Source organism: Streptomyces durocortorensis (genome assembly GCF_016901035.1).
GTDB lineage: Bacteria > Actinomycetota > Actinomycetes > Streptomycetales > Streptomycetaceae > Streptomyces > Streptomyces durocortorensis.
The window spans coordinates 1-18,491 of the sequence record NZ_JAFEUF010000144.1; the positions used below are offsets into that span (position 1 = coordinate 1).

General features: G+C 69.7%; 11 protein-coding genes and 1 tRNA gene. 11 read left to right on the forward strand and 1 reads right to left on the reverse strand.

Annotated elements, in window-relative coordinates:
• Positions 1–225: 225 nt before the first annotated feature.
• Positions 226–298, forward strand: a tRNA-Thr gene (locus JS521_RS23680).
• A gap of 59 nt (positions 299–357) precedes the next feature.
• Here JS521_RS23680 and JS521_RS23685 read toward each other — a convergent pair.
• Positions 358–2,985, reverse strand: coding sequence for a SpoIIE family protein phosphatase (locus tag JS521_RS23685; protein ID WP_205084966.1), 2,628 nt, complete (start codon positions 2,983–2,985; stop codon positions 358–360).
• A 400-nt stretch (positions 2,986–3,385) separates the two neighbouring features.
• Here JS521_RS23685 and JS521_RS23690 point away from each other — a divergent pair, with 400 nt between their 5' ends.
• The 10 genes from JS521_RS23690 to JS521_RS23735 all read left to right on the forward strand — a co-directional run bounded on the left by JS521_RS23690 (position 3,386) and on the right by JS521_RS23735 (position 18,357).
• Positions 3,386–8,842 (forward strand): HAMP domain-containing protein, encoded by a 5,457-nt coding sequence (locus JS521_RS23690; RefSeq protein ID WP_205084967.1) that lies wholly within the window; start codon positions 3,386–3,388, stop codon positions 8,840–8,842.
• A gap of 244 nt (positions 8,843–9,086) precedes the next feature.
• On the forward strand, positions 9,087–9,770 hold the full coding sequence (locus JS521_RS23695; RefSeq protein WP_032794268.1) for a response regulator: 684 nt from the start codon (positions 9,087–9,089) through the stop codon (positions 9,768–9,770).
• Between the two features lie 125 nt (positions 9,771–9,895).
• Complete coding sequence (locus tag JS521_RS23700) at positions 9,896–12,751, forward strand: DNA translocase FtsK (RefSeq protein WP_205084968.1); 2,856 nt, start codon at positions 9,896–9,898, stop codon at positions 12,749–12,751.
• Between the two features lie 332 nt (positions 12,752–13,083).
• A complete protein-coding gene (locus JS521_RS23705; protein WP_205084969.1) occupies positions 13,084–13,884 on the forward strand; it encodes a helix-turn-helix domain-containing protein in 801 nt (266 codons plus the stop codon).
• Between the two features lie 164 nt (positions 13,885–14,048).
• Positions 14,049–15,530, forward strand: coding sequence for a 30S ribosomal protein S12 methylthiotransferase RimO (rimO, locus tag JS521_RS23710; protein ID WP_205084970.1), 1,482 nt, complete (start codon positions 14,049–14,051; stop codon positions 15,528–15,530).
• On the forward strand, positions 15,527–16,444 hold the full coding sequence (gene pgsA, locus JS521_RS23715) for a CDP-diacylglycerol--glycerol-3-phosphate 3-phosphatidyltransferase (protein WP_205084971.1): 918 nt from the start codon (positions 15,527–15,529) through the stop codon (positions 16,442–16,444). Before rimO ends, pgsA begins: the two co-directional genes overlap by 4 nt.
• Positions 16,441–16,965 carry a CinA family protein gene (locus JS521_RS23720; RefSeq protein WP_205084972.1) on the forward strand — a complete coding sequence of 175 codons (525 nt, stop codon included), beginning with the start codon at positions 16,441–16,443 and terminating at the stop codon, positions 16,963–16,965. The genes pgsA and JS521_RS23720 overlap by 4 nt, the downstream gene beginning before the upstream one ends.
• Positions 16,966–17,059: 94 nt before the next feature.
• On the forward strand, positions 17,060–17,443 hold the full coding sequence (locus JS521_RS23725; RefSeq protein ID WP_015611861.1) for a helix-turn-helix domain-containing protein: 384 nt from the start codon (positions 17,060–17,062) through the stop codon (positions 17,441–17,443).
• Positions 17,444–17,646: 203 nt separating this feature from the next.
• Positions 17,647–18,117, forward strand: coding sequence for a Dps family protein (locus tag JS521_RS23730; RefSeq protein ID WP_205084973.1), 471 nt, complete (start codon positions 17,647–17,649; stop codon positions 18,115–18,117).
• 48 nt (positions 18,118–18,165) lie between these two features.
• Positions 18,166–18,357 (forward strand): CsbD family protein, encoded by a 192-nt coding sequence (locus JS521_RS23735; RefSeq protein ID WP_205084974.1) that lies wholly within the window; start codon positions 18,166–18,168, stop codon positions 18,355–18,357.
• Positions 18,358–18,491: the final 134 nt, after the last annotated feature.

Sequence of the window (18,491 nt, forward strand, 5' to 3'; positions counted from 1 at the left end):
GGAGAGTAGGACGCCGCCGAACAACCTTTGTGGGAAAGCCCCGCACCCTTGTGGTGCGGGGCTTTCCTGCGTTCAGGACCTTTCGGGCTCGATCCGCTGCCCCGAAGCCGGCGCACCTCTGGTCGGCAGTAACCCCACCAAAACGCACCATCAGCCAGGTCCGAGGCGATTATGAGCATCCCCGGATCCCGTGTATGGTTTACCTCGTTGCCACAGCGCAACGAGGCCCCAATAGCTCAGTCGGTAGAGCGTCTCCATGGTAAGGAGAAGGTCTGCGGTTCGATTCCGCATTGGGGCTCAGAACAACAAAAGGCCCCCGCCACATGGCGGGGGCCTTTTGCGTTGGTGGAGTGGGTGTCAGACGAGCGGCGGCTCAGGGACGCGCATGGCCAGGATCGCCATGTCGTCCGAGGCCGGCTCGGCGGCGAAGCGCTCCACGGCCCGCAGGATGCGTGCGGCGACCGCTCCGGCCGTCAGGCCCGTACAGGTGGACAGGACGTCCGCGAGGCCGTCGTCGCCCAGCATGCGGGTTCCCTCGCGGCGTTCGGTGACGCCGTCCGTGACGCACAGGAGGACGTCGCCCGGGTTGAGGACGACTTCCTGCTCGTACAGGTCGAGGTCGTCGATCACGCCGAGCAGGGGCTGCGGTTCCGCGGCCGACTCGACGGAACCGTCCTGGCGCAGGCGCAGCGGCAGCGGGTGGCCGGCGCAGACGACCTTCAGGAGGGCGCTGCCGTCCTCCTGGGGCCACAGCTCGCCGTACAGCAGGGTGAGGAAGCGGCTGCGGGCGCCCTCGTCGAGGATCGCCGCGTTGAGGCGCTCCAGGACCGCTGGGCCGCCGAAGCCCTCGCGGGCCAGCAGGCGCAGCGCGTGGCGGGCCAGCCCCGTGACGGCGGCCGCCTCCGGGCCCGTACCGCAGACGTCGCCGATGGCGAAGCCGTACGCGCCGTCGCTGATCGGGAAGACGTCGTAGAAGTCGCCGCCCACCTCGTTGCCCTCGCCGGCGGCCCGGTAGATGACCTCGATCTCGACGTTCGGCACGTCGGGGAGGCCCGGGGGCAGCAGGCTGCGCTGGAGGGACTGGCTGATCGCCATCCGCTCCGAGTACAGGCGGGCGTTGTCCAGGGCCAGGGCGGCCCTGCGGGACAGGTCCTCGGCCAGTTCCAGGATCTCCTGGCGGAAGTGGTCGTCCGAGGGCTTCCCGAGCGTCAGCATGCCGATCACGCGGTTGCGGGCGACCAGCGGGAGGACCACCGTCTCGCCGCCGACGGCCTGGGCCGTGGCGAGCGTGGTGCGGGTGGCCGTGCTCATGCTCAGCGGGGCGTCGCGTTGCAGGCTGCGGGTCGAGGTGCTGAGCGCGGCTTTGTGACCGGCCTCCGAGGGGGCGGCCCAGACCCGGGCGCCCGGGGTCGGGACCGGATCAGGCGGGGCGATCTTGGAGAGCAGGGCCTTGAGGCCGTCGATGAGGTCCTCGTCCTCGTGGAGCACGTACGAGAGGTACGGCTCGGAGGACTGGTCCGCGATCGTGTAGACGGCGCACCAGGTGGCCAGGGTCGGGACCGTCATCTGGGCCATGAGCGCCAGGGTCTGGTCCCGGTCGAGGGTGCCGGCCAGCAGGTCGGAGGCCTCGACGAGGAAGGACAGGGAGCCGCGGCGCAGCCGTTCCAGCTCGCCGAGGCGGGCGGACTCCACGGCCAGCGCGATGCGGTCGGCGGCGAACTGGAGGCGCAGGGCCTCCTCGTTCGAGTAGCGGCCCGCGCCCTCCGCCGCGACGCCGAGGGAGCCGGTGAGGCGGCCCTCGACCTTCAGCGGGACCGTGACGACCGAGCGCATCCCCGTGTCGGTGAGCAGCGGGACGGCGCCGGGGACGGCCGTCAGGTCGTCGTGGACGGCGGGCATCCGGGCGGAGCCGTAGCGTCCCGTTCCGGCTTCGACGGGTACGCGGGCGAAGCGCTGGCGGGCCGAGGGGAGGCCCGTCGTGGCGCGGACCTCCAGCTCCGTCTCGTCGTCCGTGGCGAGCAGGAGGAACGCCGCGTCGGCGTCGAGCATGTCGCGGGCCCGCTCGACCGTCCGCTGGAGGAGGCCGTCCAGGTCGTCGGGGGCGGGGGAGCCGATGAAGACCTCGAAGGGGTCCGTGGTGCGGTTGTCGGACGAGGTGTCGGAGACCGGGGCGCGGACCGGGGACTGGAGCACGGCGCGTTCGTCGTCGCGGACGAGGAGGCAGACCGTGGAGGGTTCGCCGTCGGTGTCGCGGACCCGCAGGTGCGAGGAGTAGACGGCGATGGTCCGGCCGTCCGAGCCGCGGATGCCGTAGCTGCCCTCCCAGCGGGAGAGCTGCAGGGCGTCGGCGATGCCGGTGTTGGTCCCCGGGGTGTGCGGCCAGGCCACGAAGTCGGTGAACTGCTTGCCGGTGACCTGTTCCGCGGTGTGCCCGAAGACGTACGCGGCGTCGTCGTTCCATGCGCTGATCGCGCCGGCGCTGTCGATCTGGACGACGGCGACCCGGATGCGCTGGTCGGTGACGGGGAGGAGCGAGGTGGGCAGGACCGGGCCGGCGGAGCGGATGCCCACGGGCCGGTCGGGCAGGTCCAGCTGGAACCAGACGTGCTTGCGCGTGGGGCTGTACTCGACGCCCCAGCGGGAGGCCAGGGCGGCGCAGAGCAGCAGGCCGCGACCGTTCTCGCGGTCCGGGGAGCCGAAGTCGAGTCCGTTGCTCTGGAGCGGGACCTCGCGTTCCGGATAGTGGTCGGAGACCTCGACGCGTACGCCGTCGCCGGTGCGCAGGCACAGGACGTCGGCGGCCGTTCCGGCGTGGATGACGGCGTTGGTCACGAGCTCACTGGTGAGGACGACGGCGTCGTCGACGACATCGTTGTAGCCCCACCCCTGGAGCGTGTCCCGGACGAAGGCGCGGGCGGTCGCGACAGAGCGCCCGACCGGTTCGAAGGTGGCGGCCGCGCGCGCGGTGATCACAGCACTCCCCATATGGTGTCTCGTCGCTTCCCCGAGTCCTGTGCCCGTTTATCGCCGCTTCGATTCGCTTGCCAGGCTAGACGTTCGTGAAGGGTGCCGGGTACACGAGGGCCGAGTTCGGGACAGGGCGCCCCGGTGGTGGTGCGCGGGCGCACAAGTATGGACTCCCGGTGCAAGGGATGGGGGGCAACCGGTACAGGTTGCCCACGGACCTGTTCCGGCCTGGTACGTTGCAACGATTTGACGTCCGCCCGGCCGCCCGTTGACGGTGTGCTGTGGCGGTGGTCCACAGTGGAACTGGGCAAGCTTCCGGATAGGCCCGAGTGAAACGGTCAACCCCTGCGGGAGGGACACGGTGGAGTCTGGCGTGGCGGCGCAGGGTTCGAAGGCGCGTACAAAAGGCGGACAGTCCGTGAAAAAGCAGCGCAATGGCACCGTCGAGGTCGATGCGGCAGCTCTGAACAGAGTGCTCGCGGGACTCGTGGCGATGCGCGACGGCAACTTCCGCCGGCGGCTCACCGTCTCCGGCGACGGCGTGATGACGGAGATCGCGGCGGTCTTCAACGAGGTCGCCGACCGGAATCTGCATCTCACCGGTGAGCTGGCGCGCGTACGACGGGTGGTCGGGCGCGAGGGCAAACTCACGGAGCGCCTGGAGACGGGCGCCTGCGAGGGGTCCTGGGCCGCCGCCATCGACGCCTCCAACGAACTCGTCGACGATCTCGCGCGACCGGTCTCCGAAGTGGGCCGGGTCCTGTCGGCGGTCGCCGACGGTGACCTGGAGCAGCGGATGGAGCTGCGCTCGCACACCGAGGACGAGACCGTACGGCCGCTGCGCGGCGAGTTCCTGAAGGTCGCCCGTACGGTCAACAATCTGGTCGACCAGTTGTCGGTCTTCACCGAGCAGGTGACCCGGGTCGCCGTCGAGGTGGGCACCGAGGGCAAGCTCGGCGGCCAGGCGCAGGTGCGCGGGATGTCCGGGTCCTGGAAGGACCTCACGGACTCCGTCAACACCATGGCGTACCGGCTGACCGCCCAGGTGAGGGACATCGCGCTGGTGACGACGGCGGTCGCCAAGGGCGATCTGTCACGGAAGGTCACCGTCCATGTGGCCGGTGAGATGCTCCAGCTGAAGAACACCGTCAACACGATGGTCGACCAGCTGTCCTCGTTCTCCTCCGAGGTGACGCGCGTCGCCCGCGAGGTGGGTACGGAGGGTGAGCTGGGCGGTCAGGCGACCGTGCCGGGTGTGGCCGGGGTGTGGAAGGACCTCACCGACTCCGTCAACACGATGGCGGGCAACCTCACCTCCCAGGTGCGCGGGATCGCGGAGGTGACGACGGCCGTCGCCAGCGGTGACCTGACGCAGAAGGTCACGGTGAGCGCGCGCGGCGAGGTCGCGCAGCTCGCCGAGACGATCAACCAGATGACCGAGACGCTGCGCACCTTCGCGGACGAAGTGACCCGCGTGGCGAGCGAGGTCGGTGGCGAGGGGCTTCTCGGCGGTCAGGCGCAGGTGCCCGGTGCCGCCGGGACGTGGAAGGACCTCACCGACTCGGTGAACACGGTCTTCCGGAACCTGACGACCCAGGTGCGCGACATCGCGCAGGTGACGACCGCGGTGGCCAGCGGTGACATGTCGCAGAAGGTCACGGTCGACGTGGCCGGGGAGATGCTGGAGCTGAAGAACACCGTCAACACGATGGTGGACCAGCTCCAGTCGTTCGGTTCCGAGGTGACCCGGGTGGCCCGGGAGGTCGGCGTCGAAGGGCGCCTCGGCGGTCAGGCCGAGGTACCGGGTGCGGCGGGGACGTGGAAGGACCTCACCGACTCGGTGAACACCGCGTTCCGCAACCTGACCGGTCAGGTGCGGGACATCGCGCAGGTCACCACGGCGGTCGCCAACGGTGACCTGTCCCAGAAGGTCACCGTGGACGTGGCCGGGGAGATGCTGGAGCTGAAGAACACCGTCAACACGATGGTGGCGCAGCTCTCCAGCTTCGCCGACCAGGTGACGCGGATGGCCCGCGACGTGGGCACCGAGGGCCGCCTCGGCGGTCAGGCGCGCGTGGACGGCGTCTCGGGTACGTGGAAGGAGCTGACGGACTCCGTCAACTTCATGGCCGGGAACCTCACCTCCCAGGTGAGGCAGATCGCGCAGGTCACGACGGCGGTGGCGCGGGGCGACCTGTCGCAGAAGATCGACGTGGACGCCCGGGGCGAGATCCTGGAGCTCAAGAACACCATCAACACCATGGTCGACCAGCTGTCCGCCTTCGCCGACCAGGTCACCAGGGTGGCCCGCGAGGTGGGTACGGACGGCCGGCTCGGCGGTCAGGCGCAGGTGCCCGGTGTGGCCGGGGTATGGCGCGATCTCACCGATTCGGTGAACGGCATGGCGGGGAACCTCACCGCTCAGGTCCGTAACATCGCGCAGGTCGCCACGGCGGTCGCGCGCGGTGACCTGTCGCAGAAGATCGACGTGGACGCCCGGGGCGAGATCCTGGAGCTGAAGAACACCCTCAACACGATGGTGGACCAGCTGTCCAACTTCGCGGAGCAGGTGACGCGGGTCGCCCGCGAGGTGGGTACGGAGGGCATCCTCGGCGGCCAGGCCGAGGTGCAGGGTGTGTCCGGTACGTGGAAGGACCTCACGCAGTCCGTCAACGGCATGGCGAACAACCTGACCCTCCAGGTCCGCAACATCGCCGAGGTCACCACCGCGGTCGCCAAGGGCGATCTCTCGAAGAAGATCACCGTCGACGCCAAGGGCGAGATCCTCGAACTGGTCACGACCGTCAACACGATGGTCGACCAGCTGCTGAACTTCGCCGACGAGGTGTCCCGGGTGGCCCGTGAGGTGGGCACCGAAGGGATCCTCGGCGGTCAGGCGCGGGTGCGCGGGGCGACCGGCATCTGGAAGGACCTCAGCGAGAACGTCAACCTGATGGCCAACAACCTGACCAGCCAGGTGCGGAACATCTCCCGGGTCTCCTCGGCGGTCGCCAACGGCGACCTGACGAAGAAGGTCACCGTGGAGGCGCGCGGCGAGGTCGCGGAGCTGGCCGACACGGTCAACACGATGGTGACGACGCTGTCCTCGTTCGCCGACGAGGTCACGCGGGTGGCCCGTGAGGTGGGTACGGAAGGGGAGCTGGGAGGCCAGGCCCGGGTGCCGGGAGTCGCCGGTACGTGGAAGGACCTCACGGAGTCCGTGAACTCGATGGCCTCCAACCTGACCGGTCAGGTGCGGCAGATCGCCACGGTCACCACCGCCATCGCCAAGGGCGACCTGACCAAGAAGATCGACATCGACGCGCGCGGTGAGATCCAGGAGCTGAAGAACACCATCAACACGATGGTCGACCAGCTGTCCTCGTTCGCCGAGCAGGTGACCCGGGTGGCCCGTGAGGTGGGCACCGAGGGGCAGCTGGGCGGTCAGGCGCGGGTGCGCGACGTGGACGGCACCTGGCGCGACCTCACCGAGTCGGTGAACGAGATGGCCGGGAACCTGACCCGTCAGGTGCGTGCCATCGCGGCCGTCGCCACCGCGGTGACCCGCGGCGATCTGAACCTCAAGATCGACGTGGACGCGGCCGGGGAGATCCAGGTCCTCCAGGACAACATCAACACGATGATCGCGAACCTGCGTGACACCACGCTCGCCAACAAGGAGCAGGACTGGCTGAAGGGCAACCTGGCCAGGATCTCCGGTCTGATGCAGGGCCGCCGCGATCTGGACGACGTGGCCTCGCTGATCATGAGCGAGCTGACGCCGGTGGTCTCGGCGCAGCACGGCGCGTTCTTCCTGGCGATGGCCGCCGGCGACTCGGAGGAGGTCGGTCCGGACAACGGCGAGGCCAATGCGTACGAGCTGCGGATGCGGGGGAGTTACGGCTACTCCGCGGGTTCGATGCCGACCTCCTTCCGGCCCGGGGAGACGCTCATCGGGACGGCGGCCGAGGAGAAGCGGACGATCCAGGTGGACAACGTGCCGCCGGGGTATCTGAAGATCTCCTCCGGTCTCGGGGAGGCCCCTCCGGCGCATGTGATCGTGCTGCCGGTGCTCTTCGAGGGCAAGGTCCTCGGGGTGATCGAATTGGCCTCCTTCCAGCCGTTCACGCACATCCAGCGGGACTTCCTCAACCAGCTCGCCGAGATGATCGCGACGAGCGTCAACACGATCAGCGTCAACACCAAGACCGAGAAGCTGCTGGAGCAGTCGCAGGAGCTGACCGAGCAACTGCGGGACCGGTCGCAGGAGTTGGAGAACCGACAGAAGGCCCTCCAGGCGTCCAACGCCGAACTGGAGGAGAAGGCCGAGCTGTTGGCCCAGCAGAACCGCGACATCGAGGTGAAGAACACCGAGATCGAGGAGGCGCGGCAGGTCCTGGAGGAGCGCGCCGAGCAGCTCGCGGTCTCGATGCGCTACAAGTCCGAGTTCCTGGCGAACATGTCGCACGAGCTGCGTACGCCGCTCAACTCGCTGCTGATCCTCGCCAAGTTGCTGGCGGACAACGCCGAGGGCAATCTCTCGCCGAAGCAGGTGGAGTTCGCCGAGACGATCCACGGGGCCGGGTCCGACCTGCTCCAGCTGATCAACGACATCCTGGACCTGTCGAAGGTCGAGGCGGGCAAGATGGACGTCAGCCCGACCCGGATCGCGCTGGTCCAGCTGGTCGACTACGTGGAGGCGACCTTCCGCCCGCTCACCGCGGAGAAGGGTCTCGACTTCTCCGTACGGGTGTCGCCGGAGCTTCCCGCGACGCTGCACACCGACGAGCAGCGGCTGCTCCAGGTGCTGCGCAACCTGCTGTCCAACGCGGTGAAGTTCACCGACACCGGTGCGGTGGAGCTGGTCATCCGGCCGGCCGGCGCCGATGTGCCGAACGCGATCCGGGAGCATCTGCTGGAGTCGGGTTCGTTGCGGGACGCGGACGCCGATCTGATCGCGTTCTCGGTCACCGACACCGGGATCGGGATCGCGTCCAGCAAGATGCTGGTGATCTTCGAGGCGTTCAAGCAGGCGGACGGGACGACGAGCCGGAAGTACGGCGGCACGGGTCTCGGCCTCTCGATCAGCCGGGAGATCGCGCGCCTGCTCGGCGGTGAGATCCACGCGGCGAGCGAGCCCGGCCGGGGCTCCACCTTCACCCTGTACCTGCCGTTGCACCGCGCCGAACTGCCGCCCCAGGGCTACCCCCCGGTGGGTTCCGGTTCCGCCGAGGTAATGGGCGGAGCGGGCGAGATGGGGCAGACGCAGGCGCCGCAGGGCCAGTCGGCTCCGTACGGCGATCCGGCCAACTCCGCCGGGGTGTTCCGGCGGCGCAAGGCCCTGGGGGACGCGGCCCGCAGGCCCGCCCTGCCGGCCGGGCGCACGACGTCCGAGAGCGCCCCGCAGCAGGAGGAGTGGGTGCAGGGCAGCCAGAGGGAGAGCCAGGGGCAGGAGCAGGGAGCGGCGGCCGAGCCGGCGCCCCGGAGGACATTCCGCTTCCGCGGCGAGAAGGTGCTCATCGTCGATGACGACATCCGCAATGTCTTCGCGCTCACCAGCGTGCTGGAGCAGCACGGACTGTCGGTGCTGTACGCGGAGAACGGGCGCGAGGGCATCGAAGTCCTGGAGCAGCACGACGATGTGACGGTCGTGCTGATGGACATCATGATGCCCGAGATGGACGGGTACGCGACGACGACCGCGATCCGGCGGATGCCGCAGTTCGCCGGGCTGCCGATCGTCGCGCTCACCGCGAAGGCGATGAAGGGCGACCGGGAGAAGGCGATCGATTGCGGAGCTTCCGACTATGTGACGAAGCCGGTCGATCCTGATCACCTGCTCGCGGTGATGGAGCAGTGGATGCGCGGAGAGTGATCGAAGATTGAACGAATTGGCGTGAGTTGTTGACCGACTGTGCGCGAACGGGTGTGAACGCGCTGCATTCGGGGAACCTTCTGGTCTCCCACCGCGTTTGCGGTATGTGCACAGTGACATCGCGGTGACAGGGTGTGGTGACGGGCGGGGTGCGGCTACCATGACCGGCACAAGGACGGACGGCGTAAGGGAGTCGTCCCCTGGGGCGGCACCCGGTGCATTTCCGGGGCGAGGAGGGCGGGCCATGGTGCAGAAGGCCAAGATCCTCCTGGTCGATGACCGGCCGGAGAATCTGCTGGCGCTGGAGGCCATCCTCTCTGCGCTCGATCAGACACTGGTCCGGGCATCGTCAGGGGAGGAGGCGCTCAAAGCGCTGCTCACGGACGACTTCGCGGTCATTCTGCTGGACGTCCAGATGCCGGGCATGGACGGTTTCGAGACCGCCGCGCACATCAAGCGGAGGGAGCGGACCCGGGACATCCCGATCATCTTCCTCACCGCGATCAACCACGGTCCGCACCACACCTTCCGGGGTTACGCGGCCGGTGCGGTGGACTACATCTCCAAGCCGTTCGACCCGTGGGTGCTGCGGGCGAAGGTCTCGGTCTTCGTCGAGCTCTACATGAAGAACTGCAAGCTCCGGGAGCAGGCGGCGCTGCTGCGGCTCCAGTTGGAGGGCGACGGCCACGCGGGCGGCGAGCACGAGAAGGAGCCGGCCGGACTGCTGGCCGAACTCTCCGCGCGGCTCGCGGCGGTCGAGGAGCAGGCGGAAGCCCTCTCCAAGCAGCTCGACGACGAATCCGCGGACGCCGCGGCGGTCGCCACCGCCGCCCACCTGGAACGCAAGCTGACCGGCCTGCGCCGCGCGCTCGACGCGTTGGAGCCGGGCACCGGCGGGGGTACGGGCGTCCTGCCCGCACAGAGCTGACACCTCGGACACTCCGCCCCTCTGCTGTGAGGCGGCGTCAGTTACCGGCCGTCCGGAGGCGACACGGACGGGTGAACCACTAGGCGAACGTGTTCACGGGCGACGACAGCGGTAACCTCGGCACCATGGCCTCACGTACGTCCGGCAAGGGTTCCCAGGGCACGGCGGGCACCACCAAACGCGTCGGCCGTACCTCGGGCCCGGCGAAGAAAGCCGCGCCCGCCAAAAAGACCGCACCGAAGAAGGCGGCTGCCCCCGCCAAGAAGGCCCCCGCGAAGAAGGCGGCGGCCAGGAAGCCCGCGCCCAAACCCGCGCCGTCACCCACCGGGGGTCTCTACCGGCTGGTGCGGGCGGTCTGGCTCGGGGCGGCGCACGGCGTCGGCGCGGTGTTCCGGTCGATAGGGCGTGGCGCCAAGGGACTTGACCCCGCCCACCGCAAGGACGGGCTCGCACTGCTCCTGCTCGGCCTGGCGCTGGTCGTCGCCGCGGGCACCTGGTCCAACCTCCAGGGACCGGTCGGCGACCTGGTCGAGATGCTGGTGACCGGGGCCTTCGGCCGGCTCGACCTGCTCGCGCCGATACTGCTGGGCGCGATGGCGGTGCGGCTGATCCTGTATCCGGAGCGGCCGGAGGCCAACGGCCGTATCGTCATCGGGCTGTCCGCCCTGGTCATCGGAGTCCTCGGCCAGGTTCACATCGCCTGCGGTTCGCCGGGGCGGGACGCGGGCACCGAGGCGATGCAGGACGCGGGCGGGCTGATCGGCTGGGCCTCGTCCAAGCCGCTGATCTTCATGATGGGCGAGGTGCTCGCCGTACCGCTGCTGGTGCTGCTGACGGTGTTCGGGCTCCTCGTCGTCACCGCCACCCCGGTCAACGCCATTCCGCGGCGGCTGCGTCAGCTCGGCGTCCGCCTCGGCATCGTCGAACCCACCCCCGAGGAGGCGGAGGGGTTCGAGGACGACGACGAGCGCTACGACGAACAGTGGCGTGAGGCGCTGCCCGAGCGGACCCGTCGGCGCGGCACACGGCGTACGGACGCGGACCCGGTCCACGACCACGACCACGACCAGGCCGAGGAGGAGGCGCTCACCAAGCGCCGGAGGCCTCGCAGGCCCTCCGCGCAGCCCGCGATGAACCGGGAGCTGGACGCGGTGGACGTCGCCGCCGCCGCTGCGGCCGCGCTCGACGGGGCCGTGCTCAACGGCATGCCGCCCTCGCCGGTCGTCGCCGACCTGACCCAGGGCGTCTCCGTGGACCGGGAGCGCACCGGGACGCCCGTGCCCGGGGCCCGGGAGGCCGAGCGGGACGACGACGGGAGGACCGGGGCGGGGCAGACCGGCGCGGGACGCCGGCCGAACCGGTCCGGTGACGCCGACGACGCGAGCGGCGGAGACCGTTCCGGTGACACCTCCGGCCGGTCCGGTGCCGTTCCCGACCTGACCAAGCCCGCACCCGAGCGTTCCGAGGGCCTGCCCGTCCGCGCCGAACAGCTCCAGCTGTCCGGCGACATCACCTACTCACTGCCCTCGCTCGACCTGCTGGAGCGCGGCGGCCCGGGCAAGACCCGCAGCGCCGCCAACGACGCGGTCGTGGCCTCGCTGACCAACGTCTTCACCGAGTTCAAGGTCGACGCCGCGGTCACCGGCTTCACCCGGGGCCCGACGGTCACCCGTTACGAGATCGAGCTCGGCCCCGCCGTGAAGGTCGAGAAGATCACGGCCCTGGCCAAGAACATCGCGTACGCCGTGGCCAGTCCGGATGTGCGGATCATCTCGCCGATCCCGGGCAAGTCCGCCGTGGGCATCGAGATCCCCAACTCGGACCGCGAGATGGTCAATCTCGGCGATGTGCTGCGCCTCGCGGACGCCGCCGAGGACGACCACCCGATGCTCGTGGCACTCGGCAAGAACGTCGAGGGCGGCTACGAGATGGCCAACCTCGCCAAGATGCCGCACGTCCTCGTCGCCGGCGCCACCGGCTCCGGCAAGTCCTCCTGCATCAACTGCCTGATCACCTCGATCATGGTGCGGGCCACCCCGGAGGACGTGCGGATGGTCCTCGTCGACCCCAAGCGCGTCGAGCTGACCGCGTACGAGGGCATCCCCCACCTCATCACCCCGATCATCACCAACCCCAAGAAGGCCGCCGAGGCGCTCCAGTGGGTCGTCCGGGAGATGGACCTGCGCTACGACGACCTGGCCGCCTTCGGCTACCGGCACATCGACGACTTCAACCACGCTGTGCGCACCGGCAAGTGCAAGACGCCCGAGGGCAGCGAGCGGGAGCTGTCCCCGTACCCGTATCTGCTGGTGATCGTCGACGAGCTGGCCGACCTGATGATGGTGGCCCCGCGTGATGTCGAGGACTCGATCGTCCGCATCACCCAGCTGGCCCGTGCGGCCGGCATTCACCTGGTGCTCGCCACCCAGCGGCCCTCGGTCGACGTGGTCACCGGCCTGATCAAGGCGAACGTGCCCTCCCGGCTCGCCTTCGCCACCTCGTCGCTCGCCGACAGCCGCGTCATCCTCGATCAGCCCGGCGCCGAGAAGCTCATCGGCAAGGGCGACGGGCTCTTCCTCCCGATGGGCGCCAACAAACCCACCCGTATGCAGGGCGCCTTCGTCACCGAGGACGAGGTCGCCGCCGTCGTCCAGCACTGCAAGGACCAGATGGCCCCGGTCTTCCGGGACGACGTCGTGGTCGGTACGAAGCAGAAGAAGGAGATCGACGAGGACATCGGCGACGACCTGGACCTGCTCTGCCAGGCCGCCGAGCTGGTCGTCTCCACCCAGTTCGGGTCCACCTCGATGCTCCAGCGCAAGCTGCGGGTCGGCTTCGCCAAGGCGGGCCGGCTGATGGACCTGATGGAGTCCCGGAACATCGTCGGACCCAGCGAGGGATCCAAGGCGCGGGACGTCATGGTGAAACCCGACGAGCTCGACGGGGTGTTGGCCGTCATCCGCGGGGAATCCGCTCCCTAGGGCCTGTCGTCACGGAATCCGCTCCGTAAAGGTTTCGTGGGCAACCGTTTCGTACGGTCGTACGTCCAGTTGAAGGGAGGGACGGAACCGTGCTCCTCCCCGCAGCTCGCTCCGTCACCACCTCACCCTTACCCCCACCCCGTTCGGCCCACTACAGGTTGCCCAGTCCTCGATCGGGGCTGCGTTCCGCCCCCGCTCCGCCCCGGAGCCGGAGGCGGGGCCGTCCGGCGAACCCGATGGCGTACAAAGTCGTCCCTCCCGGTTGCCCCTTCCTTTCGTACCCCCCCTAGACTGAACATCCAGCAGGTGGCTCACGCTCGAAAGGCGCCCCCGTGTCCATCGGCAACTCCCCCGAAGACGACCGGCCTTCGATCGGTCGTCTCCTTCAGCAGGCTCGCATCGCCGCAGGTCTGACGGTCGAGGAAGTCAGCAGCTCCACCCGGGTGCGCATCCCCATCGTGCACGCGATCGAGCAGGACGACTTCTCCCGCTGCGGCGGCGACGTCTACGCCCGCGGCCACATCCGCACGTTCGCCCGCGCGGTCGGCCTCGATCCGGAACCGCTGGTCGAGGAGTACGACGCCGATCACGGCGGCCGTCCCGCACCGACCCCCGCGGCGCCGCTCTTCGAAGCGGAACGCATCCGCTCCGAGCCCCGGCGGCCCAACTGGACCGCCGCCATGGTCGCGGCCATCGTCGCCGTCGTCGGGTTCGTCGGCTTCACGCTCTTCAGCGGCGGTGAGGACGAACCCTCCAGCACCGCCCAGGTCGCGGAGGGCTCCAAGCCCGACAAGACCGCGGCCAAGCCGACCGCCACCAAGCCCTCCGACCCCAAGCCGGTGCCCTCCGAGAGCGCCATCGCCGCCGCCCCCCGGGACAAGGTGACGGTCAAGCTCAGCGCGACCACGGACGAGAGCTGGATCTCGGCCAAGGACCACAACGGGCGGCTGCTCTTCGACGGGCTGCTGCTCCCGGGCGAGTCCAAGACCTTCCAGGACAAGGAACGCATCGACCTCGTCCTCGGCCGTTCCGGAGCGATCGAGCTCTTCGTCAACGGCAAGCGGGTCGAGGACCGCGGGCCCGGCCCGGTCGAGCGGCTCTCCTACACCAAGGGCGATCCCGAGGTCGGCTGAACCGCGCCCTTCGTTTCCGTACACGTCCCGACGGGCGTCCGGCCTCGTGCCGGGCGCCCGTCGGCGTTCCCCGGCCCGGTCCGACTGCTACGGGGAGTAACAGCGACGAGGGCAGGCAACCCTGCACGGCAGGGCGGTCGCCGGGACAAAGTAGTCTTGAGTCCATGCCCGAACGCCGTACCGTCGCCCTTGTCACTCTTGGCTGCGCCCGTAACGAGGTGGACTCGGAGGAGCTTGCAGGCCGCTTGGCAGCGGACGGCTGGGACCTCGTCGAGGACGCCTCGGACGCGGATGTCGCAGTCGTCAACACCTGTGGGTTCGTCGAAGCCGCCAAGAAGGACTCCGTCGACGCCCTGCTCGAAGCCAACGATCTGAAGGACCACGGCCGCACCCAGGCCGTCGTCGCCGTCGGCTGCATGGCCGAGCGCTACGGCAAGGACCTCGCCGAGGCCCTGCCGGAGGCGGACGGCGTCCTCGGATTCGACGACTACGCCGACATCTCCGACCGGCTCCAGACCATCCTCAACGGCGGCATCCACGCCTCGCACACCCCGCGCGACCGCCGCAAGCTCCTGCCGATCAGCCCCGCCGAGCGGCAGGACGCCGCCGTGGCGCTGCCCGGCCACGCCCAGGAGACGCCCGCCCCGGCCCCCGAGGACCTCCCCGAAGGCGTCGCCCCGGTCTCCGGCCCGCGGGCACCGCTGCGCCGCCGGCTCGGCACCAGCCCCGTCGCCTCGGTCAAGCTCGCCTCCGGCTGCGACCGCCGCTGCTCCTTCTGCGCCATCCCCTCCTTCCGTGGCTCCTTCATCTCGCGGAGGCCCTCGGACGTGCTCCAGGAGACCCGCTGGCTGGCCGAGCAGGGCGTCAAGGAGGTCATGCTCGTCTCCGAGAACAACACCTCGTACGGCAAGGACCTCGGCGACATCCGCCTCCTGGAGACCCTGCTGCCCGAGCTGGCCGACGTGGACGGCATCGAGCGGATCCGGGTCAGCTACCTCCAGCCCGCCGAGATGCGCCCCGGGCTCATCGACGTCCTCACCTCGACGCCGAAGGTCGCCCCGTACTTCGACCTCTCCTTCCAGCACTCCTCCCCGAGCGTGCTGCGCACGATGCGCCGCTTCGGCGACACCGACCGCTTCCTGGAGCTGCTGGACACCATCCGGTCCAAGGCCCCCGAGGCCGGCGCCCGCTCCAACTTCATCGTCGGCTTCCCCGGCGAGACCGAGGCGGACCTCGCCGAGCTGGAACGCTTCCTCACCGGCGCCCGCCTGGATGCGATCGGCGTCTTCGGCTACTCCGACGAGGAGGGCACCGAGGCGGTCGGCTACGAGAACAAGCTCGACGCCGACACCATCGCGGAGCGCCTCGCCCACATCTCCCAGCTGGCCGAGGAGCTGACCTCGCAGCGGGCCGAGGAGCGCGTCGGCGAGACCCTCCAGGTGCTCGTGGAGTCCATCGAGTCGGACGAGGACGGCGAGGTCGCGGTCGGGCGCGCGGCCCACCAGGCCCCCGAAACGGACGGCCAGGTGGTCTTCACCACACGCGAGGGACTCGTGCCGGGCCGTATGGTCGAGGCAAAGGCAGTGGGCACCGAGGGCGTCGACCTGGTGGCCGAACACCACGAGCTTGCGGAGGCAGCCAGATGACGGGAGTCCCGGCATCCGCGGCAGGCGGTTCCGGCGCGAAGCCGGTCCGCGGCGGCAAGCTGGGGACTGCGGCCGTCAACCAGGCCAGCCTGTGGAACATCGCCAACATCCTGACCATGGTGCGGCTGCTGCTCGTGCCCGGCTTCGTCCTGCTGCTGTTCCACGACGGCGGATACGACCCGGTCTGGCGCTCCTTCGCCTGGGCGGCCTTCGCCATCGCGATGATCACCGACCTGTTCGACGGTCATCTGGCACGGGCGTACAACCTGGTCACGGACTTCGGGAAGATCGCCGACCCGATCGCCGACAAAGCGATCATGGGTGCGGCGTTGGTCTCGCTCTCCATCCTGGGTGATCTGCCGTGGTGGATCACCGGCGTGATCATCGCGCGAGAGCTGGGCATCACGCTGATGCGGTTCTGGGTGATCCGCCATGCGGTGATCCCGGCCAGCCGGGGCGGCAAGCTGAAGACGCTCGCGCAGGGGACCGCGGCCGGGATGTACGTCCTGGTGCTCACCGGGCCCCTGGCGACCTTGCGCTTCTGGATGATGATGGTCGCCGTCGTGCTGACGGTCGTCACCGGACTCGATTACGTACGCCAGGCCGTCGTCCTGCGCCGCAAGGGCCTCGCGGCGGAGCGCGCCGCAGCGGTCGAACGGGCCGCGGAGGCCACGGAGGCCCTTCAGGATCCCGCGCCGCATCCGGCCGTCGGCGGCGCCGGAGCGGCCGGGGGCGGGCCCACTGCCGGTCCCGTGGCCGCCGGGGTCGGTCCTGCTGCCGGCGCTGTGGCCGATGTGACGGACGTACCGACCGGGGTGACGGATGTATCGCCCGGTGCGATGGACGTACGGTCCGGTGCTGCGGACGTACGCAGCGCTGCCGAGGTGCGCGACGCGGCGGAGGCCGAGCGGTGACAGCCGCTGCCCGGGTGCTCCGGCTGCTCGGGGCGCGGGGCGAGACGCTCGCCGTCGCCGAATCGCTGACGGGCGGCCTGGTCGCCGCGGAGCTGACCGCCGTACCCGGTGCTTCCCGGTCCTTCCGGGGATCGGTGACGGCGTACGCCACCCCCCTGAAGCGGGACGTCCTGGGCGTCGACGCGACCCTTCTGGCGGAGCGCGGCGCCGTGGACCCCGAGGTCGCGCTGCGGATGGCGGCCGGTGTGCGCCGCGTTCTCGGCGCGGACTGGGGCGTTTCCACCACGGGGGTCGCGGGGCCGGAACCACAGGACGGGCAGCCGGTAGGCACGGTCTACGTGGCCGTGGCCGGACCCTCCGGCGTCGAGAAAATGTCGGCTCTGCGGTTGAATGGTGAGAGGGCGGATATCCGTAGTGAGAGTGTGCGAAGCGTCCTCGAACTGCTCGCGGGCGAACTCGGCGGGAATGCGCGGGCACAGGATACGGAACAACACGGGGGGAATGGATGTTTGCAGCCCTGAGTGAACACGACATCGCTCCCCGCACGGCCGCAGCACAAGGCGGTACGGTAGGGCGTGATGGATGCGGCTACGCGGTCCGAGGAGGGAGCCACCGATGATTCTGCTCCGTCGCCTGCTGGGTGACGTGCTGCGTCGGCAGCGCCAGCGCCAAGGCCGTACTCTGCGCGAAGTCTCCTCGTCCGCCCGGGTCTCGCTCGGTTATCTCTCCGAGGTGGAGCGGGGGCAGAAGGAGGCATCCTCCGAGCTGCTCTCCGCGATTTGCGACGCGCTTGACGTACGGATGTCCGAGCTCATGCGAGAAGTGAGCGACGAGCTCTCGCTCGCGGAGCTGGCCGAGTCGGCAGCTGCCACTGATCCGGTCCCAGTACCGGTTCGTCCCATGCTCAATTCCGTCTCCGTCTCGTCGGTCGCAGGTGTGCCGTCGGGACGTGTGACCATCAAGGCGCCCGCGGAAGCGGTGGACGTCGTCGCCGCCTGATCCATGCGGCACTGAGCTCGACCGGAGTCCCGGTCGGCCCCTACCGGGGTCGGCCGGGACTTTTGCGTGAGCGGGTGTGTGAGCCGTGAGTCAGTGGGCACACGGAGGACAAGGCCCACATGACCGTTTTGAAGATATATGTGCCATCGTGGGTGATGCACCGAGACGGTCAGTGAAGTGGCCGACGGATGGGAGTAGCGCACATGTCTGTGGTCAAGAGCACGTTGTCCGAGAGCGACCTCAAGGTCGTGGGAACGGCGCTGCAAGGCGCTCTGGTCGACCTCGTCGACCTCTCCCTCGTGGCCAAGCAGGTCCATTGGAACGTGGTCGGTCCGCGCTTCCGCTCCGTACACCTTCAGCTCGACGACGTCGTCGCCACCGCCCGGCAGCACTCCGACACGGTGGCCGAGCGCGCCTCGGCGGTCGGGGTCAACCCGGACGGGCGCGCCGGCACCGTGGCCAAGGAGACGGCCATCGCGTCCGTGCCCGAGGGCTGGATCAAGGACACCGACGCGGTGCGGATCCTGGTCGACGGGCTCGGCGTGGTCATCGGCCGGATGCGGGAGCGCATCGAGGCGACCGACGAGCCGGACCCCGTGACCCAGGACCTGCTGATCGCGCTGACGGCTGAGCTCGAGAAGCACGCCTGGATGTTCCAGGCGGAAAGCGCCTGACCGGCGGCCAAGCACCGCAATACGTCTGACGAGCGAAGGAGCGACATCATGAGTGACGGAGCCATGGACAAGCTCAAGGGCAAGGGCAAGGAAGCGGTCGGCAAGCTGACCGGCGACCGCCGCAAGGAGGCCGAGGGCAAGGCCGACCAGGCCAAGGGCGGCGTCAAGGACGCGACCGACGGAGTCGGTGAGCGCGCCAAGGGCGTCAAGGACTCCCTCGGCCGGGACGACGACAAGTAGTCCCGCGGCTCAGGCCCTCAGGGCTCTCGGTGCCCCCGCCGGTTAGGGGGGGGGGCGCCGGTGTGGGTGGGCGGTGGGTGGGACGGTATGGGATAACCGCCCGCGCGGGCCCGGGGAACTGCCCGCAAAGGACC

What these genes read in the sequence shown, in the direction of transcription:
- JS521_RS23685 (WP_205084966.1), bottom strand. Translation starts at nt 2,985, where the DNA reads ATGGGGAGTGCTGTGATCACCGCGCGCGCGGCCGCCACCTTCGAACCG.
- JS521_RS23695 (WP_032794268.1), top strand. Translation starts at nt 9,087, where the DNA reads ATGGTGCAGAAGGCCAAGATCCTCCTGGTCGATGACCGGCCGGAGAAT.
- JS521_RS23700 (WP_205084968.1), top strand. Translation starts at nt 9,896, where the DNA reads ATGGCCTCACGTACGTCCGGCAAGGGTTCCCAGGGCACGGCGGGCACC.
- rimO (WP_205084970.1), top strand. Translation starts at nt 14,049, where the DNA reads ATGCCCGAACGCCGTACCGTCGCCCTTGTCACTCTTGGCTGCGCCCGT.
- pgsA (WP_205084971.1), top strand. Translation starts at nt 15,527, where the DNA reads ATGACGGGAGTCCCGGCATCCGCGGCAGGCGGTTCCGGCGCGAAGCCG.
- JS521_RS23725 (WP_015611861.1), top strand. Translation starts at nt 17,060, where the DNA reads ATGATTCTGCTCCGTCGCCTGCTGGGTGACGTGCTGCGTCGGCAGCGC.
- JS521_RS23730 (WP_205084973.1), top strand. Translation starts at nt 17,647, where the DNA reads ATGTCTGTGGTCAAGAGCACGTTGTCCGAGAGCGACCTCAAGGTCGTG.
- JS521_RS23735 (WP_205084974.1), top strand. Translation starts at nt 18,166, where the DNA reads ATGAGTGACGGAGCCATGGACAAGCTCAAGGGCAAGGGCAAGGAAGCG.